The following is a 21,763-nucleotide window of genomic DNA, read 5'->3' as shown; positions in this document are numbered from 1 at the left end:
TCAGTCCTCGGTGACCAGTTCGACCTCGTGGCCGTCCTGGTCCTTCGTGAACGCGTAGCGGTCGTCACACGACTCGGGGTCGCGGTAGTCGGCGGCTTCACGGACCATCAGCTGGTCCCACGCGTCGTCGAGATCGTCGACCTCGACCGCGAGGTGTCCCCACGCGTCGCCCAGCTCGTAGGAGCGGCCGTCGTAGTTGTAGGTGAGCTCGAGCTTCATCGCCTCCTCCGGGGCGTCCTCGGGCGCGACGAAGTAGTTCGCGAACGTGTCGGCCTCCCAGCGGTCTCGGGCCTCCCCGTACTCGAACTTGCGCGTCCAGTAGCCCAGCGCCTCGTCGGCGTCCTCGACGCGGATCATCGTGTGGTCGAGGCTCCACTTCGCGCCGTAGTCTCGCTTGACGATCTCGACCTCGTGGCCGTCGGGGTCCTTCACGAACGCGTAGCGGTTCCCGCAGGACTCGGGGTCGCGGTAGTCCTCGACGCCCTCCTCCATGAGTTGGTCGTACGACTTCTGAAGCTCGTCCTCGGGCACGCGGACCGCGATGTGGCCCCACGCGTCGCCCAGCTCGTAGGAGCGGCCGTCGTGGTTGTAGGTGAGTTCTAAGAGTGCGCCGGCGTCGTGGACGTCCTCGGGACCGAGGAACACGTTCGTGAACGTGTCGGCCTCCCAGCGGCCCTTCTCCTCGTAGTTCAGGTGCGTTTGATACCAGTCGAGGCTCTCCTCTAAGTCCTCGACGCGGATCATCACGTGGTCGAACGTGGACTCCATACGCGTTCGTTCGGCGGCTCGACCCAAAAGCGTACTGAACCCCTCGGTCGTCCGTTTCGGAACGGGTAGTTCACGGGACCGGGAAAAGATATGTATGTTCCCACTCCTCAGTCGAGACATGGCGACCGAAACCGACGATCGAGGGAGGATCTATCTCCCGAAGGAGTTGCGGGATCGTCACGGTGAGCGGTTCCGGGTGGTCGACCTCCCGAGTCGGATCGTGCTCGTTCCTGTCGACGACGATCCGATTCAAGCGGTCCGCGAGAGCGCGGGGCCCGCCTTTGAGGGAAAGTCCATCGACGAACTTCGCGATGACGCCCGTACGGCGATCGCCGAGGAATCCCGTCGGGAGACCGAAGGGAAGACCGACACATGACGGCGACGTACGTCGAGACGGACTTCCTCTTCGCCGTCGCGAAACCCGACGATTGGCTAAGCGAGGAAGTCGAGGCGGTTCTCGGGGAGAGGACGGTCGAAACCTCACTCCTCGCGTACGCGGAGTTTCTCGTGGCCGCCTACACGGAGGATGAGGGCTTCGATTTCGAGGTCGCACCGCTCGTCGCCAACATGCTCGATATGGTTCCGTTACCGTCGGCGAAAGACGAGGAGGTCCTGCTGGCGGCGGCGACGTACCTCGACGACCACGACCTCACCCCGTTCGACGCGCTTCACGCCGCACATGCGTCGATACGACACGAGGGCGTGCTCGTCGGGTCCGATCTCTCGTACGACGCGCTCTCCGACATCGAGCGTCATCAACTCGAGTCCGAGTGACTCACCGGGACTCCCTAGAGTACTCACGGGACGACGGAATCGGTCCCCGTCGCGGGTCGGCAGACACTTATCGCCGCCGTCACATCCCCGGACATGGACACGACGTATCTCCCGTACGCGCTGCTCGCGATGGGCGCGTACACGTTCGTCTCGCCGCTCATGCGGATCGCGACCACCGGACCCGACGCGGTCCCGAGCGACGTCGCCGTCATCGTCTCGAACACGTTCCTCGTCTCGATGGCGGTCGGCGTGGTCTGGTACACCGGGCAGGGATTCACCTCGCATCTCGCGTCCCCCAAGCTGCTCCACGTGCTCGGTGCCGGCGTCTTCCTCGGGATCGGCATCCTCGCGCTGTACCGATCGCTCTCTCTGGGTCCCGTCAGCGTCGTCACCCCGATATTCGCGACCTTCCTCGTCTTCTCCTCGCTCATCGGGGTCGTGTTCCTCGGCGAGTCGTTCTCGGCGCGGAAGGCGCTCGGGATCGCCTTCGCCGTCGCCTCCGTGTACCTCGTCTCGGGTGCCTGAGACCGGCGCGAGGGGCGGTCGACGATCCGGAAACGTCCGCCGCGTGACGAAACCCCTTTATCAAGGGCGGAGAAGACTGCGTACTCCCTGTGTCCTCCGTTCCGAACCCGTTTCGACTCGTCGTCCTCTACATCGGCTTCGCGCTCGCACGTCTGGGGCTGATCGACCGCCACCGCGTGGTCCGGACGACGGACCTGGCGTGGCCGCGGATCGTCACGGGCGTCGCCCGGATGTCGAAGAACGCCGTCGACGTGGCGATGGTTGGCGTCGCCATCGGGACGAGCGCGGTCGCGGGCGTCGGCTTCGCCGGGCCGTTCTGGGGCGTCGCCTTCGCCATCGGCGGCGGCGTCGCCGGCGGGACCATCGCGCTGGTCTCACAGCGCTACGGGGCCGAGGCGTTCCGGGAACTCGGCGACGCGGTCCGCGCCAGCACCCTGCTGGTGGTCCTCATAAGCGCTCCCGTCACGGTCGTCTTCTGGACGTATCCCTCCGAACTCATCTCGCTCATCAGCAGCAACGAGACGGCGATCGCGTACGGTGCCGACTACCTGCGGATCGTCGGGATCGGCGTCCCGTTCGCCGGCTTGAACCTCGTCGGGAGCCGGGTGCTCGTGGGATGTGACGACGCCTACACCGCGATGCAGCTCCGCGCCGGCGGCGCGATCGTCAACGTCGTGTTGAACGTGTGGTTCATCTTCGGGCTCGGCTGGGGCGTCGAGGGGGCCGCGCTCGGGACCGTCCTCTCGAACGTCGTCGTCACCGCGGCGTTCGCGGCCGGGATCGCGTGGGGTCGGCTCCCGATCTTAGGCGCGTTCCCGGTCGCGATCGACCCGTTCGGCTCGTATCTCAACCCCGCGATGCTCCACGACCTCGTCGAGATCGGGCTCCCGGTCGGGGCCCGAAACCTCGTGTGGACCGCCGCGGAGTTCCCGATGTTGTTCGTCCTCGACATCTTCGGCGAGAACACCGTGGCGGCGTTCGTCATCGCCCGCCGGATCTGGGGGATCATGAACACGCCGGGGTGGGGCTTCGGGCTCGCCTCCTCGAGCCTGGTCGGCCAGGAACTCGGCGTCGACGACCCCGGGGAGGCGGAGGCGTACGCTCGCGACATCATCCGCTTTTCCGTCGGGACGTACCTCGTGAGCGCGGCGCTCATCGCGACCTTCGCGACCGACATCGTGGTGCTCTTCGCCGACAGCGCGGCCAGCCCCGAGGTCCCCATCGCCGTGAATCTGGTGTACGCCGCCTGTGTCGCGGTCGTCTTCCAGGGGATCTCCGGCGGGGCCGCGGGGCCGCTCGACGCCGCCGGCGACACGAAGGTCCCCTTCGCCAGCCAGTTCGTCGGGATGTTCCTCGTGTCGATCCCGCTCGCGTACGTCGGGGCGACCACGTCGCTCGGGCTGTGGGGGCTCTACCTCGCGTTCCTCGCCGAGACGACGATCCCCGCCGCGATCAACTACTGGCGGTTCCGCTCCGGCAAGTGGAAGGCGATAAGCCAGGCCTACCGCCCCGATGCGGCGGTCGCCGACGACTGATCGGGCCCCGGCAGTCGCGCCGGTTCACCACGCCCCGCGGAGCACGCCCTCGATCCGCTCCGGCGAGGCGTCGATCCCCGCGGGCGCTCGTTCCATCGGCGAGTCCTCGGCGATGAACGCCGCGATCGCGGGGAGGTCCTCCTCGCGGACGGCGTCGACGTCGCGGAGGCGGTTCGGGACGGGAAGCGCGTCGCGGACGTCCGCGACCGCGTCGACGACCGCCTCGGCGACCGCGTCGTCGTCGCGGCCCTCGGCGTCGATCCCGAACCCGGCGGCGAGCGCCCGACGGCCCGCGTCCGCCTCCTCGAAGAGGTACGCGAGGGCGTGCGGGACGACGACCGCGTGGATCGCGCCCTGCTGGACGTCGTACCGGCGGGCGAAGCCGTGACCGAAGGCGTGGATCACGTTGATCTTCCGGTCGATCTGGACGAGCAGCGCGCCCGCGACCGCCCGCTCCATGGCGGCGGCCCCGTCGCCGGCGCGGTCGCCCGCCACGACCGGGAGCGCCCCGGAGAGGAGCCGGACCCCGTGGACCGCGGTGGCGTCGCTGACCGGCGAGGCGTCGCGGGCGTACACCGTCTCGATCCCCTTGTCGAAGCCGTTCATCGCCGAGCCGGCGAGGACGGACCGCGGCGTCGTCTCGAACAGGTCCGGGTCGAGCAGGTCGGCGATCGGCATCGCGGAGCCGCTCACCGAGACGGGTTGATCCGTCGGCGACTCCGCGGCCGAGAGCACCTCGAGTGACCCGCCGGCCGAGAGGTCCGCCCCCGCGAACGTGGTCGGGACGGCGACCACGGGGAGCGCCGGATCCGCCGTCAGCGGGTCGATCGACCCCTCGCGTGCCTCCGCTTCGAGGTCCTCGAGGTCCCGCCCGTCGGGGGCGAGGACGGACGCCTGTCGCGCGACGTCGAGGCTGCTCCCGCCGCCGACGGCGACGAGCACGTCGGCGTCCGCCGTCGAGGCCGCCTCGAGCAGGTCGAAGGCGGTCTCGGCCCGTTTCGCCGGCGTCGTCCCGTCGAACGTTCCCGCGTGTCGGTCGCCGAGTCCCGCCCGGATCGGGTCCATGAGGTCGTCGTTCGCGCCGACGTTCGACCCGCAGACGACGAGCGCGTCGGCGAGCCCCCGATCCGCGAGGTATCCTCCGAGGTCGGCGGCCCGTCCGCGCCCGTACAGCACGTCACAGCCGTCGTACTCCGATTCGAACCGGTCCGCGATCGGTAACATGCCCGTCCATACCACGGCGGTCCGTTTGTACCTGTGGGCCGGCCCGTCGCACCCGTCGACGGGCGCGCGCGGACGGAGCGGTATCGATGAGAACGTGTGTCAACGGACGGATCACGAACGGTTCGTTTACGAAACCTGTCAGAAAGACATCCAGCCATCGAATAATTTATAGATAGTTGTAAGGATCGTTGGGTGTCAGCATGAATCTCCCAAGCAGGATATTTGCGATCGGGGGTGCTGGGAAGGCCATTACGTACGAGTTGTTGAAAGCCGATTGGGTCCAGGAGGCGGTCCTGCGGCCCCGCCCGAACCCCGAGTCGTTGACGGTGACCGTGATAGACACGGCGGAAGAGGAAGAGAACCGCGACCTCGAACGGATCAAGGAGATCGAACAGCAGATCCAGGAGACCAAAGACCGGCTCCGGTCGGAACACACCGGTCGGCCGGGAGAGATCACGATCGAGTACCTTCCGCTCACCCGGAACATCCAGCTCCACGACCAGAACGACCTCATCGGCGAGGAGGCGGTGCCGCGGATTGCTTCGGGGGTCGGCATGGAGGAGGAGAACTGGTGGCTCCAACCGGAGTTCATCAACGAGAACCTCGACTTCGCCACCGGCGTCGTCCGGAAGCGCGGACTGGGGAAGGGACTCTACTACAAGGCGTACGCCGAGGACGACGACGTGCGGACGGCCATCGACCTCCCGGGCCGCGGGAAGGTCGCAGTCATCGCGGGGCTCGGCGGCGGTTCCGGCTCGGGGATCTTCATCGACCTCGTCAAACACCTCAAGCGCACGCAGCGGACCGCGGAGATCACGCTGTTCGGCGTGTTGCCGAACGACGACGAGGGGGACGCGGAGAACGCGAACGCCCACGCCGCGCTCTCCGAACTGGAGTACCTCAGCCTCCAGGACGAGGACCTGTTCAAGGACCGGATCCTCATCCCGATCGACCCAACCGGGTTCGGCGGGAAGAAGGCCAACATCCTCCAGAGCTCCGACGCCCTCCTAGAGTTCGACCGTGCCGCGATCTACCTGATCGCGACCTACTACAACATGATGGACATGGAGGACCCGTTCGCGGACACGCCCTCCTACGCCCCGTTCATCATCGGGATCCCGCAAGTCCTCCGGTACAACGTCGACGCGATCCAGGACGCCAAGACCGTCACGAAGGACATCCTGAACGCCAAACAGGACGCCCTCGAGGCGGAGGCGGACATCTACGCCGGCGTCGACCGGTTCCTCTCGCGCGAGTGGAGCCCCGACGGCATGAAGGGCGAGCTCCACGACTCCGACCGGACGGACCTCGAGACGCGGCTCAACAACGTGAAGTCGCTGCTCGAGTTGGACCTCTTCACCGAGCTCGACTACGAGTCGGTCTCGATCTACCGCGAGATCGTCTCGGAGGCGGAGATGGAGGCCGAGGACATCGTCGAGCTCATCGAGGTGATCGGCGGCTCGATCCGCGCCGGTACCGCCGAGGTGAGCAGCGACGGCGAGCAGTTCGTCGACAGCATCGACAAGCAGCTCGGCGACGTGATCCGCGACGAGCTGAACCGCCTCGCCCATCGGAAGGACCTGCTCGTGCGGCTCCGCGCGGTCGACGACAACCGCGTCGAGAGCACGATCAGCTACCTCCTCGCGTTGGAGGACGAGGGGATCAACGCGGGCGTCCGGCTCAACCAGCTCGAGGCCAAACTGGAGGAGGCCACCGAACGTCGGGACCGGCTTCAGTCCGATCTCGACGACGCCGACGCCGAACTCGAGGAGCGGCGACGGTCCCAACAGGACGAGGTCGACCGTCGCGTCGACGAGTGGGAGCGGTCGGTCCGCTCGCTGTACGAGGAGTACGACGAGTGTCGGTCGATCGACGCCGAAGGGATGGGCGACGAACTCGAGATGGCCCTCGAGACGTACGTCCGCGAGGTGAAGAACGCGGAGACCGAAGACCAGCTGGAGGCGGTCAGCGATGGGGACGTCCGGAGCGTCCTCAACGAGCTCTCCGAGGAGTTCGACCAAGTCGGGATCAGCATCTCCGACACCGAACGCCGGATAAACGGCTCGCTCGCCGACCTGGCGGACGCGAAGGAGGCGTTCCTCAAGATGAACCAGGAGGAGGGCACCATCGAGTCCATCCTCCCGTGGGACACTTCTGGCGAGGAGGAGCGCAAGCAGGCACAGAAGAACTACCGGATGAAGCGGAACCAGCTTGACGACAACGAGGTGTTCGAGATCTCTCGGGCGGGCGATTCGCTGTCGATCGAGTTGGAGTTCTCCACCGGCACCCTCAACCGGACGATAGACGAGGAGGTCGAGGACCGCCGCCGCGACATCCTCGCGGAGACGCGCGCCGAGCTCGAGACGGACAGTCCGCGGGCGCTCGACGAAATTGAGCGGGGACTCGACTCGGGCGTGAGCTTCTCCGAACTCGAACACGAGTTCGAGGAGCTGGTCAAAGACGAGGTCATCGAGACCGACGACATCGAGCGTCGCCGCGACGAGCTACAGTCGGACCTCGAGGACGCGGAACACAAGGCCGATCTGTACGAGGGGACCGTCAGCCTCTTCGAGGAGCTCAACGGTCCGCGCGACGCGTTCATCAACTCACAGAGCAAGTACCGGAATCTGCGGGAGAACTACAACGAGAGCCGAGAGACTTCCGTCTCGACGGAGGACGAACAGTACCACTACGTCAAGACGGTCAAGCCGCACGACATCCTCCAGCTCCGGGACGACTCGGACATCGCGGAGAGCAAGCTGTTCGACGACGAGACGGAGAAACAGCGGCTCCGCGGCTCCCTCGAGGAGCTCGCGAAGAACGCGCACAACCCCAAGTACACCGGGATCCGGAAACGCCGGATCAGCGGCGACCGCTCCCGCTACAACGACATGAACATTGTCGTCGGGGTGATGAGCCGGGCGATAAACCAGATCGGCGACGTGGCCGACCTCAAACCCGTCTTCCAAGGCGCATACAACCTGGGTGCGGGAAGCGAGAACTTCGCGTCGTTCCCGGTTGAAGCCGGGGGCAGCTGGGACATCGGACTCGGGATATTCATCGACGGGATCTTCCTGGACAACCTCCGTGCGGAGGTCGAAGCCGACGGCTACCAGACCGGATATCAAGCCAAGGAAGCGTCCGACGACACCGACATCCTGGTCCACCACACCTACGGCCTCGACGAGGGATACTACGTCCGCCGGAACAACGTGTTGAACCTCGAGAACCCCAACGACACCCAGTTCTTCCTCCGCGACGAAGGCGAGATCAAACGCGATCTCCTGGAGGAGCACATCGAGAACGTCCCGTTCACTGACGGGGCGAAAAAGACCGATGCGCCCTCCGAGACGCTGGACGGGGGGGAGTGATCGATAGATGACGACGATCGGTGAGTTCCTCGAGGAGAACGGCGAGAAGGTCTTTCTCGTCGTGTACTTCGCCGTGATGGTGATCGTCGCCGGGCCGCTCTTCCTCTCGCTCGGGGAGGCGTGGCAGGCGTCGGACATCGTCAGACCGGCGATCCTCGCGTTGAACCCGCTCGTGGGCGTCACCCTCGAACAGTTCTCCGCGCTGATGTTCGGACTCTATCTCGGGCTGTTGGTCCTCGTGACTCTCGACCCAAAGAAACGGGTCCAGGGGATCCTGTTGTGTCTGGGTACCGTTTCCGCGCTCGTCGCGCTGTTGTCCATCGGGCTGTTCATCCCGAACATCGATTTCGCGGCCAACATCGTGTGGGTCCTCGGCGGCTTCGTCGGCGGCGGACTCGTCGGCGGCGGCCCGAAACTCCTCGAAGTCCGGACGGCGAGCGCGCTCGAGTTCCGGCGGTCCGCGACGATCCTGTTCTACCTGATCAGCGCCATCGTCGTCGGCGGGCTGATCGAGTTCCACGTCAACTTTCCGCAGTTCCTCCAGGTCTCGGCGGAGACCGTTCAGATCGTTCCGCCGGCTCCGAACGTGAGCGTCGAGTGGGCCAGCATCGGCGTGAACACGCTCATGGCGGCGGTGTTCGTGGTCACGCTGCGCCGGTTCGTGACCTACGACGCCGAGGAGAACTTCTTCGTTCTGGGCCCGCAGGGCTCCGGAAAGTCGCTCTTCCTCGTCGGGAAGTACCTTGCCGCGCTCGACGACGCGGTCGGCCGTGAGGCCGACACGCCGTTGAACCCGAGCAGCGACCTCATGGAGCTGGTCGGCTCGCTCGACGCGGCGTCGAAGGACACCGGCTGGAAGCTCGACGCGACCGGACAGACCGACGTCGAGGACCTGAACTTCAACTTCGTCGACGGCCGGGTGTTCCCGAAGAACATCGAGCTGTCGAGCCTCGACTACGCGGGCGAGTACCTCGAACGGCTGCCGAACGCACTGATGAGCCCGGACGACGAGATCGACAACTCGACGCTCCGGCTGCTCGCCCAGCGGGTTCGGGACGCCAACACGCTGATCCTGATCATCGACGTCGAGCGGTACCACAACAACGAGCCGCTGGAGATAGAGCCGTACTTCGACATTCTGGACGTCGCCTCGAACAAGGACGTGCTGTTGGTCGCGACGAAGTGTGACATCCTCGCCGAGGAGTTCCGCGACAAGCAGGCGCTCGAGGCACACCAGTACTTCGACGAGTTCCAGGAGTTCGTCAGCGAGACGCTGATCGAGAACAACCAGACGGTTCGGACGCTCGTACAGGACACCTCCGGGTCGAAGATCCACCCGGTGTACTACCAGACGACGACCGACGAGAACGGCGAACGCGTCCCGATGCGCGACCGCAACGGGAACGTGATGACCGTCGGATTCGACGAACTCCTTGAGAAGATGGGGTGAACACGGATGCCATCACTACGCATATACGACACGAAAGGGAACGAACACTCGCCGACAGGCGAGGCCGGCCGGTCGAACGAGCGGGTGAAGGACCTGTTTTACGACGGGGTCAGACTCGCCATCGAGACGGGTCGTGAGCGCAAGTTCACGACCTTCTTCCGGGCGCGGGAGACCCGGAACGCGCGCACTGAGCAGTTCTACGCCGTGTACACGACGCGGGACGGCTCGATGCGGGAGTTCATCGACGCGTTGCGGGACCGGATCGAGACCGAGTGGGGGTACACCATAGACGACTCCGCCGACGACATGAGCGTCTTCCGGGCGCTCGATGCCGGCCGAACCTCGCTTCCGGGAAGCGATCAGGACCGCGCGATCCTCGAGGAGCTGATCGGCTCGCGACAGGGCGGGACCGTCGGCGTGCGCGACGCCGAGAACGCGCTCGGACTCGTCAACGAGTTCATGGGCACGTACAACCGCGCCGCCGTCGCCGACTCGCCGGAGTCGAACGCACTGTCGGACTTCGACCTGGTCGTCGCCCCGAACGGGTCGAGTGCCATCGCCCCGGTCGGCGACACCGAGGAACGGTGGGAGTCGACGAAGGAGTCGATCCGGAGCCGTCTCATCGACGAGGAGATCGCCTCGATCAACGAGTCGGTCCAGACGCTCTCGCGGGAGCACGGCCTCTCGAGTTCGGAGATCCGTCGGCGAGTGAGCCAGCGCGTCCCCGCGTTGAGCGCCCCGAGTTCGGGCGGTTCGACGACCGACCGGCTCTCGAGTGCGGGCTCCTCAAGCCGGTTCGACATGGCGGAGATCGGCAAGTACGTCGCCATCGGCGCGATCGTGTTGATCGTGTTGATCGGCGGGTTCGTCGGCGCCAGCGAGCTCGGATATCTCGGTGGTGGGGGTGGCGATATCGCCGCCACGGTCAACGGGACCGTCTACGACGCCAACGACGAGCCGCTGACGACGGGCGCCGAGGTCACTCTCGAACCGGCCGCCGTCCCCACTGGGAACGAGACCGCGCCGGAACCGGTGACAGTCACGGCTGATGGCGGAGAGTTCGCCTTCCAGAACGTGTCGGCCGGCAACTACACCCTGTCGGTCGAGTCGACGGAGCGGTTCGCGTACGACAATCGGTCGGTCGAGGTCCCGGGGAACACGACCGATCTCGAGATTTCGCCGGCGAGCGGAATCGTGAGCGGCCAAGTCGTGGACACGGAGACGGACGACCCGATCTCGACCAACGGCGACGGCGAGATCGACGCGTCGGTCGAACTCGTCGGCGGAAACAACGAAACCGTTGCCTCCGCGACCGGCGGGAGCTACGAGTTCACCGTCGGTCTCGACGGGAGCTACACGCTGCGCGCCAGCGCCGACGGGTACGAGTCGGCCGAACGGCCCGTGGAATCGTTCGGCGAGCAGGAACCGATCGAACTCGAATCGACGGACACGGTCTCAGAAGAGGAGGAATCGACGGGCGTGGCCCTGGAAGGAAAGGTCACCAACGCCACGAGCGGGAATGCGATCGATGTTGCGACTGTCGAGGTGACGATCGCTCCGGGTGACGTCCGAACGGCGACATCCAGCCTGATCGGAGAATACGAAGTCACTGGGATCCCCTCGAACGGGAAATATCGGGTTGAAGTAAGCGCTGATGGTTACGAGACAGAATCGCGGACCGTCGACTTCAGCGAGGAGAACCAGGTCTTCGAGGAGGACTTCGAACTCGATCCGTCCCAGTCGTAGTCATGCGCTCCGACCGAACTCTCACCGGAACCAACCAGACGATCACAACCGGTGAGCGGGTCGGGACAAGAACACACTGGGAGACGTTCGACGGACGAACCGCCGACGGCGACGTGGCCGCCGTCAGGTCGCTTCGCGGGGAGGTTCCGGAGGACGAGTACGACCGGTTCGACTCGCTCGCGACGCAGTGGCAGAACGTCTCCGGCCGCGAGACCGTCAGAACGCTCGTCGACTGGGGAACCGACCCCGAGCCATGGGTCGCCGTCGAGTCCGTCCCCGGCGAACTCAAGACGCTCGCGAACGGTGGGAGCGTCGAGACCGCGCTCGAGTGTGACCTCGCGACGCGTACCGACCTCCTCGGTGACGTCTGTGAGGCGATCCGGAGCTACGGTCGCTACGGATCGACCCCGTACCACCTCCGGATCGGTCCGGAATCGGTGGTTTTCCGGGAGGACCCGAGCGGTCCGACAGCGGTCGTGGACGATTGGGGGATCAGCGGGCTCGTTACCGACCCGCCGGTTACACCGTACACGGCTCCCGAACAGTTCGACGACGGGAACCACGCCGGCAGGCAGACCGACGTGTACCGGCTCGGCGCGCTCGGCTACCATCTCCTTTCCGGATCACCACCGTTCGCCGACGCGGATCGACCCCTCGAGGACGCGATCCGAGACGGGATCGGAGACGACCCGGCGGAGATTCCGGAGGACTTCCGTCGGGTCCTGCGTGACGCGATGTCGATCGATCCGGACGACCGACAGGACGGGGCGTACCAGTTCCGTCGCGATCTGGTCGACGCGCGGCCGAGGGTTCCGCGGGAGGAGCGCGTCGTTTCCGGGCTCCCGCCGCTGGATGGAAAAGATGACGAGCATGGCGGAGATCTCGATGGTACCGAGGATACGGATACGGAGGAACCCTCCGGCGAGGATGGGATCGACGACGAAGAGAACGTCGAGGATAAGTCGGAGAGGGCCGATAACGAGAGGAGTTCCGAAGAGGAAGGATCGGCTGACGATCGGGAAGTGTCTACCGCCGACGAAACGACTGATGATTCCGACGGGGACAGCAGTAGATCAACGAGATCTTCCGTAAAAATCGGGAAATACCTCCTCATCGGAGCGGTCGTATTGATCGTGTTGGTCGGCGGGTTCTTCGGCGCGAGCGCGCTCGGGCTGATCGGCGGCGGAGGCGGCGGGGGCGGCGACACCGGTCCAAGCACCCCATTTATCATCGGGAGCGTGGTCAACGCGAACGGAGAGCCGATCGATTCGAGCGTAGAAGTCACCATCGAACGGGTTTCTGACATAAACGGGAATGAGACCGACGGTCAGACGAACACGACGGTGACGGACGGCGGGAGATTCGTCTTTGGGAACGTCCCGACTGGGACCTACGAAGTCACCGTCGGATCGACCGGTGTCTTCAGGTATGGAACCGAAGAGATCGAGGTCGACGAGAACGGAACGAACGGAACTGAAATTGAACCGCTCAGTGCGACAGTGTCCGGCCGAGTCGCTGACGCGGAAACGGGAGAACCGCTCTCAACGGATGGCGATGGTGGAGTCGACGCGTCGATTGAACTAGTTAAAAACAGCGAGACCGTGGATTCGACCACAGGTGGAAGTTATGAGTTCACTATCGATCCGAGCGGGGATTATACGCTACGTGCGACTGCTGATCGATACGATCCAGTCGAACGACCCATTGAATCGTTCGGTGAACAGGAACCGATCGAACTTGAGCCACTACCGAGTGCGACACTTGATGGAAAGATTAGTGATACCGATGGGACCGCAATCGCGAATGCCACCGTCGAAGTGATCGTCGATCCGGGAGAGGTCTATAGTTCGACGAGCGATTTGGCAGGTAGGTACGAGATCACCGGAATCCCACCGGACGGCTGGTACGTCGTCGAAATTCAGGCAGATGGATACGAGACGATTTCGGGAGATATCCGCATTACCGGGGCGAATTCACAAGAGCTAGATATTGAACTCGAGCAGTCCAGTTCAGAGACTGCCTCTTAAGGTGGTGTTTGATCGCCGACCGATTCTACTCGTCTCCCTCCAACGACTCGAAGAGGCGCTCGATCCGCTCGCGTTCCCCCTCGACGCCCGCAGGATACGCGCCGGCGACGAGGACCACGTCCTCGCCGCGTTCGACGATGGTGAGATGGATGTATCCCCGCTCCTCAGTGCCGTCGGGGAGGACCACGGTCGCCTCGTAGACGCTCACCTCCGTGGTCTCGCCGAACACCTCCTGTTCGATCGTCTCGACGCGTTCCGGGTCCCGGATCTCGCCGTCGTACTCGGCGCTTATCTCGCCGCGCGCCTCCTCGATCAGTTCCTCCTCGTCCATGTTCGCGAGCGGACTTAGCTGCTGGCCGGCGGCGGAGACGCCGGGCGTGCTCACGACCGCGAACACCGACTGCTCCTGGCCGGTCAAGTCCGACCGGATCTCCCGGAGGTACGCGCGGACCTCGGTTCGCGCGGTGAACTCCCGGCGCTGCCCGAACTCCTCGAACTCCTCCTCGACGACCACCGTCTCGTTTCGGACCTCCTCGAAGCCGGTCTCCTCGACGCTCGACTCTGCCGGCTCCGCCGGTTCCGCCGACCGCTCGATCTCCTCCTGTGTCGCGATCTCGACGGCGTCGGTACACCCGCTGAGAGCGATGGTCCCCGCCGTGGCTCCCGCAACCAGGAATCGACGACGTGATGGCATACAGTGACACATTCATCTCCGACAGATATATCACTTGTCCATCTATTCTCGATATCGATATCGAACCGAACGGCCACGGGGGCCCGACCACCCGACGTACGACGGTCGCTCAGTCGAAGACCGCCAGCCTGAGGATCCGCGCGAACTCGCCGATCGAGTCGTACCGCTCGTCGGGGTCCGGGTCGATGGCGCGGGTTATCGGCCGATCGAGGGCCGAGGGCACGCCGGCGTGCTCGCTCGGCTTCGCGGGTCGGTGGTCGGCGGGCGGGCTTCCCGTCGCCGCGTGGTACGCGAGCACACCGAGCGCGTACGTGTCGGGCTTGCCCCGCCAGAGCGGCTCCTCGGAGTCGGAGAGCTGTTCGGGCGCGGTGTACGGCGAGGCCGCACGCGTCCCGTGATCGGGCGTGTCCGCCACCGAACCGATCCCCCAATCGTCGACGATTCCGGTCGGCTCCGCGCCCGATCCGACGACGCGGACCGTCTCCGGCGAGAGGTAGTAGTGTCTGACCGTGTAGCGGCTGGCCTGTGACATCGCCTCGGCGGCGTCGACGACCGGCGACAACCGGGCCGCGAGGTCCGCCGGCGGGTCGTCGAGGTGCTCGGCGAGCGTGGCGACCCCCTGAATCGGGTCGGTGAGTACCCACGGATACGGATCGCTCCCCGACCCGTACACCGTGGCGATCCCATCGTAGTGGCTGACGCTGCCCCAGTCGGTCGCGACGGAGCCGAACCGTTCCACGCGGTCGTCCTCGGCGTCCGGGAGCGCCAGGATCCGCCCATCACCGCCGTTGATCCGTTCGTCGGTGACGGCGTACGCGACGAGGGGTCCGACGGACGCGACCGGCTCGATCGACGAGAGCTCGTCCACCGCCGCGAGCAACGCGTCCCCGTCCGCGCCGCCGGTATCGGCACCACCCACGGATCCGCTCACGTCTTCGGCTCCGTCCCGGTCTCCGGACTCGGATCCGGCGTCCTCGACGGACTCCGTATCGGCTTTCGGCTCGCTCGAGGCGTTTGCGGACGCGGCCGAGGAGGAACTCTCTGACGCGGACGACGCCGAACCGGCGTCAGCGTCGACGCCCTCCGTCGTGTCGGTCCCGGTAGTTCGAGTCTCCGGTTCGACGGTATCCGTGGCACCTGCCGAGTTCACCGAGTCGGTTGCCGACGACCGTCCCGGCCAGGATCCGGGGTCCGATCCCGAAGCAGCACCGTCCGAACTCCCCCCGAGGAACCGATACGCTGCCAGCACACCGACCGTGATCCCGCCTGCCGCGCCGAGGAGTCCGACCGCAGGAACTTGGCTGGTCAACCCCGACGAGCCCGAACCATCCGCCGACGCCGGGGGGCTCTGTCCGGAATCGTCTTCCCCGCTTCCGTCCGTTGATCCGTCAGTGCTCGTGGAGTCGTCCGATCCCGTCGACCCGGACGACCCGGACGAGCCGGTCGAGCCGCCCGATCCGTCCGAGGAGTCGCTACCCCCCTCGAACTCGATGCCTGCGGCCACGTGGTGGTGTCCGAGCGTTCCGAGCGATGTCCGCGACCCGACGCCGTGCCCGTCGCTCGCGAGGTCAACGACGGTCGGCGAGGAGAAGATCGCGTCCGTCGCGCCGTCGAACGACCACCGCTGGTCGCCGGTCTCGGCGTCGAACCCGTACAACTCTCCGGCGGCGTTCCCGATGAAGACCGTCCCCTCCCAAAGGGTCGGCGAGGAGTTGATCTGGTCGCCGGTTCCCGTCGACCACACCGGATCGCCGCCTTCAGCGTCGACCGCGTACAGGGACCCGTCGACAGAGCCGACGTAGACGGTCCCGTCGACGACCGTCGGCGAGGAGACGACGCCCGCGATCCCGTCGGTCACCCAACGCCCTTCGCCCGTCTCGGCATCGATCGCGTGGAGCCCGACGCCGACGCCGACGCTGCCGACGTAGACGGTCCCGTCGACGACTGCCGGCGAGGAGAAGACGACGTTCTCGAGGTTCGCGTTCCAGACAGTCTCGCCGACCTCGATATCGACCGCGTACAGGCGTTCGTCGAAGGAGCCGACGTAGAGCGTCCCGTCGACGACCGCCGGTGACGAGGAGATCCCGTCCTCTGGGGCCGTGACCCGCCACCGCTCCGTTCCGTCGGACGTCGCGAGCGCGAGGATCTCGCCGGTCTCCGTCCCGACGTAGAGTGTCCCTCCGTCGATGGCCGGCGAGGAGACGACGGCACTCACGGAGTCCTCGACGCGCCACTCCTCGGTTCCCTCGCTTCGGTCGAGCGCGACGACCGCGCCCGTTCCGGTCCCGACGAACACCCGGTCGTTGATGACGGTCGGCGAGGAGACGATCCCCTCGTTCTCGCCGCCGCTACCCGCCTCGACCGACCACACGGCCGACCCGTCGGTCGCGTCGACCGCGTACAGCGACCCGTCCGCGGAGCCCACGTAGGCCACGCCGTCGACGACGGTCGGCGAGGAGGAGACCGAGCCTCCGGGCTCGTCGAAGCGCCAGACCGATTCGCCGGTCCCGGCGTCGACGACGTACAACGACCCACCGTCGGAGCCGACACAGACGATCCGGTTCGGCACGTGGTTCGTCGCCGACGCGGTCGGTACCGTTTCGCCGACTCCGGCGAGCGAGAGTCCGGCGACCGACAGCGCGCTGACCGTACCACGGAGCACGCCCCGCCGAGAGACCCGACCGGATCGGCCGGTCGTCCCGTCGATGACGTGTCGCTCCCGGTTCGGTTCGGATCCGTCGGGACTCCCCATGCCGACTAGTAGTCAGACGGATGCCATGAGTGTTTCCTCCGCGGTCGAATCCGCCGGCCGCCACAAGAGTCATCCGACGCCGACCCGGAGTCGTCACCGACGCGATCGGGATCGTCACCGGTCGCTCCCTACCTCCTTCCCCTCGACATCTCATGAAACGCTATCCGTCGCTTCCGACCGTTTCCGACGCGCCCCGGAACCTCCTCTCGGGACACCTCTGGCTCCTCGAGCGGATCGACGGCTGGCATCTCCGATTCCGGATGGAGGAGTCCGGACTTCTCCGGTTCGGCGACCGCGAGACGGTCTACGACGACCCGGAGAGCCTCCCGATCGGGTACGCTCACGCGGTCCGACACGTCAGGGAGCGGTTCGACCGGGCGGCGTTCCGGAGCGCGGTCGACGACGTGACCGACGTCGTCTTCTTCGGCGTGGCTACCAATCAGCGAACGATCGAGTACGACTGGGACCGGCTCCCGTCGTTTCTCGGCCACGACGTGTGGTCCGAAAACGCGGGGTCGTTCCGACCGCCGGACGCCGCGGAGGCGATATTCGAACGGCTCGGACTCGATCCCGTGAACGCCTTCGAGCGCGAGCGTCACGCCCGTGACTTCGATCCCGAGTCGTACGCCGTCCCGTCGTCCGCGTGGTACGACGGCCCCGCGGCCGGCGTCGTCGTCCGGAACAAGACGGGCGGACGAGGCGTGATCCGGGGAGCGGAGCGGTCGGCATCAGTGGACCAAGAGACAGGGAGTGACGACCCCGTGGAGGCGGTCACGGCTCACATGGATCGGGAGCAGCTCGCACGGATCAAAACTCGGATCGAGGGTCGTGGCGACCCCGTTACGGTCGACGCTCTCGCGGAACGGGCGTTCGAGACGTTCCTCCGGGAACGCCACCAGTTGGTCGCTCGGAACGGAGGGGGCCGGACGCTGGAGGCGATCCGTTCGGAACTCCTCGATCGATCACGGACGTTTCTCGACGATGTCGATGCCAGTTGAGTGGGGATCGACGTGGTGATGAGTCACGGAACGTGTCCACTGGGACGAGTTCGCGGTGTTAGATGAGAAGTTCGACGTGGTGGCGGATCCCATAGTGATCGACGGCTGACGGATCATCGATTGACGCAATAGGGGTCACGTACGAGGGGTCGACGTGGTGAAAGGGCGGCGAATACATGACCTCATCGGTCGCCAAACCGATTTCAGGTGTCGAGTTCGGGTATTGTTCCGGGATCGTCGGAGCAATCGCCAGCGACGAACTCTCGGTAGTAGCCTGCGCCGCGGACGCCAGTGAGAAACCTCGAGAGTGCGCCGAATGCGACACGATCTCTCCTCGAGAGATCCTGATCCGGTCGCTTGATCCCGGTCGGGCGTGGTGGAATACCCGGCGTCCCATACCGATCCGGGTGGTATCGCTGGAGTTGACACAATCCGCGACCGACACGAATATCCTTCGCGATGAGTTCACCGATCGAACTCCGAGTTGGATGAGACACCGTGATGTCGTCCGCGAGATGTGAGTCATAGCCCGCCCCGTGGACTCGATTTCCGAACTCTTTGTCACCCCCCGACATGAGTCGCCGATCAAAGAGGCCAACGTCCGCGAAGACCGCCCGACGGACGAACAAACAACAGGTGGGAACAAACTGTTGACGCTCAAGGTATCCCTCCACGGGGAAGCCCGTATGGTGGTCATATCGCCCGGCAATCGTTGGAGAATTCGGCAGTGTAAGATCGACGTTACATCCCATATAGTCTGCGTTCGCCGCTTCAAGCTCCCGCAGGCTTTCTCTGAGCCAGCCATCGGGGACAGCCATGTCGGCGTCGACGAAAGCCAGGATATCACTTTCAGTGGCATTAACGCCGGTGTTTCGGGCAGCGTAGGAAGATTGAATATCCGTCTCAAAAAGCAGGGTCAACCGATTGTCGTCGTACGAGCGGACGATGTTGGGAGTATCGTCAGTCGATCCATTGTCGACGACGACGATCCGGTGTGGCCATTCACATGACTGAGCAAGAAGCGACTCCAGTGTCGTCCGGATCCCGTCGGGATCCTCGTAGACGGGAACGATAACGGCAACCTTAGGAGTCTCCGAATCTGACGATCTGTTCGTCTGTGTCACCGTAGGTACCCTAGATCCGAGAGCCGATCTTCAGTCGCTTCCGACACAGTCCCCGAACCCCCATCCATATTGATCGGTTCAAGAGAATCGAAGACCTGATCGACCGTCTCCACATCGGTTCGGTTAATCGGGATATAGTCCTGCGCGCTCCGGATACGGAGCATGATCGCATCGTCACCGTGGGTTGCATACTTGATGACATCACCGTTGTCCGACCCTTCGTACACAGCCCGCCATGGACCGTGATACGCCGATACCGGTTCGTCGCTGTCGTCGAACACGTCGGCGTGATCTTCAAGGAGCCGTTCCGTGGAGGCAACTACCGGTCCCTCGGGAGCAAACGAATCCCGTGAACACGTTCCGTCGAACGCCGCCCGAACAGTCTCAGGAAACGCAGTAAGCGTCGCCGGCTCGTCAACGGTGATCGGATCAGTCTGTCTAGGGTATTTGACCACGAGCGGGACGTGTGTCACCACCTCGTGGATCCCCCAACTATGGTCGACCATCCGGGTCCGTCCCGTGAGCCGACTGATTTCACCGAATCCTTCGCCGTGATCGCTCGTGATCACCACGAGCGTATCGTCGTGGGCATCTGCTCGTTTGAGTCCCGCCACGATCCGTTCCAAGTGTGCGTCTAGTTCCAGTATTGTCCCGTCATACAGGTTCTCGAACGCCTCAAGTTGCCACCACGGACGTCCCTGGACGAACTCGTTGGCGGGCGGTTTATCGAACCCATCATGAAGCGATCTGAGTTCATCGTCTCCCCACTGGTCGTACTCCTCAGCGGGTTCGTAGGGGAAGTGTGCGTCCATGAGATTGAGACACGCCGCCCACGGATCGTCGGATTCGGCCTGCCATTCGAGGAATCGCTCGATCAACTTCTCCGAGTCGAGGGTCGGCTCGAGGCGTCCGCGTTGTTTCCGGTACAGATGATCTGCGGCGTTGAGAAGGGACTTGATCGGAGTGTCGTCCCGGAGGGACCGAACTAGGTTACCCACGATCCCCTCGTGAGAGGCGATGTCTGTCGGACTATGGGCGTCAGGGAAGGGTTTCTCGACACTATCGGAGAACTCGTCCGTCTCCACATGGTCGAACGGTTCAACCAAGTTCGAGGCGTGAGCGACGACGGAATTGACGGTGAAGACGCCAGTCCGGTAACCGTTCTCGGCCAGTTCTTCCCAGATAGTCGTCCCCGCACGTAACCGATCCGCGTGGCGCGTTATGCCATGTTCGGCGACGGCCGTCCCGGTCCACAGGCTGGCGTGGCTCGCGACGCTGTGTATCCCGGGCGCTCTGGCCTGCCGGTAGGTGGTCGCGCCGTCGGCGTACTCGGATAGAAAAGGCATCGTTTCTCGGTGGTGCCCGTGGAGTCCGACGTTTCTCGCACGGAGGCTGTCGAGCACGACGAGCAAGACGTTTGGACGCCTCATCTACCTCCATCTACGGTTCCCCCCGGCATATCCGTTCGGGTTCACAGGCCTATTCCAAGATCGTCGCCGGTCGAGACTCTGATATGATCCCAACCGTGGGACCGCTCACCCGGTACTGTTATATTTTCCAGCCGAAACCGTCAGCCACGGATGGAACTCGGAGACATCCCCGGGCGTGCGGTCCGTAAGTATCGCCAGGATGGCCCGCGGGAACTCGTTCGTTCGGGAGGGGACCTCGTAGTCGAGGACGTGTTGTTCTATCGACTTGCGTATCGTCGACTCCTTCACGACCGAATCGACGTGCTATCGCGCGAGGCGCTCCCGTCACGATTCGATCCGATCGTCACCGAACCTCACGACGGATCGATGCGGATCAAGGCGGCGGCAGGGTCCCGAAGACAGCGGACTCCCGAGCGATACGATCCCGGCGATCGTTTCGTCTGTGAGATCCCGAACGCGACTCTTCTGGGACCCGCGGGGCCGGGGGTCACCGCCAACGGGACCGTCGTCGCCGACACCGTCGCCACTCCGCCGCTCGAGACGAGACGGACGGGCGTCACCATCGCGCAGTCGATGCGAACAAACGGGATCCGACAGACGATCGGGACACTCTCGGGCGGGGTGAACTCAGGTCAGCGCTTCGAGCTCGCCACGCTCGCGATCCCGCCGTGGACCAACTACTACCACTGGACGATGGAGTGTCTGGTTCGCGTCCGCCTGCTCGAGTCCTATGCCGACGCAACCGGAGAATATCCGACGCTCCTAATCCCCGCCGATCCTCCCGGATGGGTCGAGGAATCGCTCTCGATCGTCGGATACGACGGGGACATCCGGCGATGGGACGGTGGCATCGCCGCCGTCGAGACGCTCGTCGTCCCGACGTTTCCCGATCCCACGCCGACGGAGTGTGCGTGGCTCAGGGATCGGATGCGACGATCGATGTCGACGGATACGGGACCCGAACGGATCTACGTCGGCCGTGGCGACGCGACCGTCAGACGCGTTGCGAACCGGGACGAGCTTCAGAGAGTACTCGATCGGTACGACATCGACACCTGCCTTCCCAGTCATCTGAGCGTCCGTGAACAGGTCGACCTCTTCTCGCGAGCCGAACTCGTCGTCGGACCCCACGGTGCGGGGCTGACGAACGTCGTCTTCGGAGATGATCTGACCCTCGTCGAACTATTCGGTGACAAACGAATGGCAACGTTCGACCGCCTCGCTGCGGCGCTCGATCACGAGTATGTGCCCATCGATGGCAAACAGATCGGCGTCGACGTTCGGATCGACACGGATGAACTCGATCGAACGATCGCCGAGATCCTCGGCGAGGAACCTTCGTGAT

Annotated in this window: 16 protein-coding genes; 10 read left to right on the top strand and 6 right to left on the bottom strand. The window is 65.0% G+C overall.

Going from position 1 to position 21,763, the window contains the following annotated elements; genetic code table 11:
• A complete protein-coding gene (locus F3H10_RS09165) occupies nucleotides 1-768 on the bottom strand; it encodes a VOC family protein (RefSeq protein WP_149784475.1) in 768 nt (255 codons plus the stop codon).
• On the opposite strand from F3H10_RS09165, the gene F3H10_RS09160 reads away from it, so the two are divergent.
• The 4 genes from F3H10_RS09160 (at nucleotide 758) to F3H10_RS09145 (ending at nucleotide 3,602) form a co-directional block, all read left to right on the top strand.
• Nucleotides 758-1,144: an AbrB/MazE/SpoVT family DNA-binding domain-containing protein gene (locus F3H10_RS09160; RefSeq protein ID WP_223174284.1), complete on the top strand. Its 387-nt coding sequence runs from the start codon at nucleotides 758-760 to the stop codon at nucleotides 1,142-1,144. The genes F3H10_RS09165 and F3H10_RS09160 overlap by 11 nt on opposite strands.
• On the top strand, nucleotides 1,141-1,542 hold the full coding sequence (locus F3H10_RS09155) for a PIN domain-containing protein (protein ID WP_149784474.1): 402 nt from the start codon (nucleotides 1,141-1,143) through the stop codon (nucleotides 1,540-1,542). Before F3H10_RS09160 ends, F3H10_RS09155 begins: the two co-directional genes overlap by 4 nt.
• Before the next feature lie 93 nt (nucleotides 1,543-1,635).
• The gene (locus tag F3H10_RS09150; protein ID WP_149784473.1) at nucleotides 1,636-2,067 is read left to right on the top strand and encodes an EamA family transporter; all 432 of its coding nucleotides are present in this window, start codon (nucleotides 1,636-1,638) and stop codon (nucleotides 2,065-2,067) included.
• A gap of 89 nt (nucleotides 2,068-2,156) precedes the next feature.
• Nucleotides 2,157-3,602, top strand: coding sequence for an MATE family efflux transporter (locus F3H10_RS09145; protein ID WP_149784472.1), 1,446 nt, complete (start codon nucleotides 2,157-2,159; stop codon nucleotides 3,600-3,602).
• Between the two features lie 24 nt (nucleotides 3,603-3,626).
• On the opposite strand, the gene F3H10_RS09140 is transcribed toward F3H10_RS09145, so the two are convergent.
• On the bottom strand, nucleotides 3,627-4,826 hold the full coding sequence (locus F3H10_RS09140) for an iron-containing alcohol dehydrogenase family protein (protein ID WP_149784471.1): 1,200 nt from the start codon (nucleotides 4,824-4,826) through the stop codon (nucleotides 3,627-3,629).
• A gap of 200 nt (nucleotides 4,827-5,026) precedes the next feature.
• Here F3H10_RS09140 and F3H10_RS09135 point away from each other — a divergent pair, with 200 nt between their 5' ends.
• The 4 genes from F3H10_RS09135 to F3H10_RS09120 are packed head-to-tail and all read left to right on the top strand — an operon-like array spanning nucleotide 5,027 to nucleotide 13,420.
• Complete coding sequence (locus F3H10_RS09135; protein WP_149784470.1) at nucleotides 5,027-8,197, top strand: tubulin-like doman-containing protein; 3,171 nt, start codon at nucleotides 5,027-5,029, stop codon at nucleotides 8,195-8,197.
• A 7-nt stretch (nucleotides 8,198-8,204) separates the two neighbouring features.
• The gene (locus tag F3H10_RS09130; protein WP_149784469.1) at nucleotides 8,205-9,647 is read left to right on the top strand and encodes a hypothetical protein; all 1,443 of its coding nucleotides are present in this window, start codon (nucleotides 8,205-8,207) and stop codon (nucleotides 9,645-9,647) included.
• A 6-nt stretch (nucleotides 9,648-9,653) separates the two neighbouring features.
• The gene (locus tag F3H10_RS09125) at nucleotides 9,654-11,393 is read left to right on the top strand and encodes a carboxypeptidase regulatory-like domain-containing protein (RefSeq protein WP_149784468.1); all 1,740 of its coding nucleotides are present in this window, start codon (nucleotides 9,654-9,656) and stop codon (nucleotides 11,391-11,393) included.
• 2 nt (nucleotides 11,394-11,395) lie between these two features.
• Entirely contained in the window at nucleotides 11,396-13,420 is a 2,025-nt protein-coding gene (locus tag F3H10_RS09120; protein WP_149784467.1) for a carboxypeptidase regulatory-like domain-containing protein, read from the top strand.
• A gap of 25 nt (nucleotides 13,421-13,445) precedes the next feature.
• Here the strand turns inward: F3H10_RS09120 and F3H10_RS09115 are convergent, their stop codons facing one another.
• Nucleotides 13,446-14,114 carry a DUF6517 family protein gene (locus tag F3H10_RS09115; protein ID WP_149784466.1) on the bottom strand — a complete coding sequence of 223 codons (669 nt, stop codon included), beginning with the start codon at nucleotides 14,112-14,114 and terminating at the stop codon, nucleotides 13,446-13,448.
• Between the two features lie 109 nt (nucleotides 14,115-14,223).
• Nucleotides 14,224-16,866 carry an outer membrane protein assembly factor BamB family protein gene (locus F3H10_RS09110; RefSeq protein WP_149784465.1) on the bottom strand — a complete coding sequence of 881 codons (2,643 nt, stop codon included), beginning with the start codon at nucleotides 16,864-16,866 and terminating at the stop codon, nucleotides 14,224-14,226.
• 152 nt (nucleotides 16,867-17,018) lie between these two features.
• On the opposite strand from F3H10_RS09110, the gene F3H10_RS09105 reads away from it, so the two are divergent.
• Nucleotides 17,019-17,864 carry an RNA ligase family protein gene (locus tag F3H10_RS09105; protein WP_149784464.1) on the top strand — a complete coding sequence of 282 codons (846 nt, stop codon included), beginning with the start codon at nucleotides 17,019-17,021 and terminating at the stop codon, nucleotides 17,862-17,864.
• Nucleotides 17,865-18,067: 203 nt separating this feature from the next.
• Here F3H10_RS09105 and F3H10_RS09100 read toward each other — a convergent pair whose 3' ends face one another.
• Together F3H10_RS09100 and F3H10_RS09095 are read right to left on the bottom strand one after the other, a co-directional pair.
• Nucleotides 18,068-18,988, bottom strand: coding sequence for a glycosyltransferase (locus F3H10_RS09100; protein WP_149784463.1), 921 nt, complete (start codon nucleotides 18,986-18,988; stop codon nucleotides 18,068-18,070).
• Complete coding sequence (locus F3H10_RS09095; RefSeq protein ID WP_149784462.1) at nucleotides 18,985-20,418, bottom strand: sulfatase-like hydrolase/transferase; 1,434 nt, start codon at nucleotides 20,416-20,418, stop codon at nucleotides 18,985-18,987. The genes F3H10_RS09100 and F3H10_RS09095 overlap by 4 nt, the downstream gene beginning before the upstream one ends.
• A gap of 150 nt (nucleotides 20,419-20,568) precedes the next feature.
• On the opposite strand from F3H10_RS09095, the gene F3H10_RS09090 reads away from it, so the two are divergent.
• Nucleotides 20,569-21,762 carry a glycosyltransferase family 61 protein gene (locus F3H10_RS09090; protein WP_149784461.1) on the top strand — a complete coding sequence of 398 codons (1,194 nt, stop codon included), beginning with the start codon at nucleotides 20,569-20,571 and terminating at the stop codon, nucleotides 21,760-21,762.
• The last annotated feature ends 1 nt before the right edge of the window (nucleotide 21,763 follow it).

Source organism: Halorubrum aquaticum (genome assembly GCF_900113615.1).
Classification (GTDB): Archaea; Halobacteriota; Halobacteria; order Halobacteriales; family Haloferacaceae; genus Halorubrum; species Halorubrum aquaticum.
The sequence above is the reverse complement of the archived record's forward strand: the minus strand, read 5'-3'. Positions and strand labels throughout refer to the sequence as shown.

Bases quoted from the DNA above. Each gene is read 5' to 3' on its own strand.
- F3H10_RS09110 (WP_149784465.1), bottom strand. From the start codon at position 16,866: ATGGGGAGTCCCGACGGATCCGAACCGAACCGGGAGCGACACGTCATC.
- F3H10_RS09165 (WP_149784475.1), bottom strand. From the start codon at position 768: ATGGAGTCCACGTTCGACCACGTGATGATCCGCGTCGAGGACTTAGAG.
- F3H10_RS09115 (WP_149784466.1), bottom strand. From the start codon at position 14,114: ATGCCATCACGTCGTCGATTCCTGGTTGCGGGAGCCACGGCGGGGACC.
- F3H10_RS09095 (WP_149784462.1), bottom strand. From the start codon at position 20,418: ATGAGGCGTCCAAACGTCTTGCTCGTCGTGCTCGACAGCCTCCGTGCG.
- F3H10_RS09120 (WP_149784467.1), top strand. From the start codon at position 11,396: ATGCGCTCCGACCGAACTCTCACCGGAACCAACCAGACGATCACAACC.
- F3H10_RS09155 (WP_149784474.1), top strand. From the start codon at position 1,141: ATGACGGCGACGTACGTCGAGACGGACTTCCTCTTCGCCGTCGCGAAA.
- F3H10_RS09135 (WP_149784470.1), top strand. From the start codon at position 5,027: ATGAATCTCCCAAGCAGGATATTTGCGATCGGGGGTGCTGGGAAGGCC.
- F3H10_RS09090 (WP_149784461.1), top strand. From the start codon at position 20,569: ATGGAACTCGGAGACATCCCCGGGCGTGCGGTCCGTAAGTATCGCCAG.
- F3H10_RS09140 (WP_149784471.1), bottom strand. From the start codon at position 4,826: ATGTTACCGATCGCGGACCGGTTCGAATCGGAGTACGACGGCTGTGAC.
- F3H10_RS09125 (WP_149784468.1), top strand. From the start codon at position 9,654: ATGCCATCACTACGCATATACGACACGAAAGGGAACGAACACTCGCCG.
- F3H10_RS09130 (WP_149784469.1), top strand. From the start codon at position 8,205: ATGACGACGATCGGTGAGTTCCTCGAGGAGAACGGCGAGAAGGTCTTT.
- F3H10_RS09150 (WP_149784473.1), top strand. From the start codon at position 1,636: ATGGACACGACGTATCTCCCGTACGCGCTGCTCGCGATGGGCGCGTAC.
- F3H10_RS09105 (WP_149784464.1), top strand. From the start codon at position 17,019: ATGAAACGCTATCCGTCGCTTCCGACCGTTTCCGACGCGCCCCGGAAC.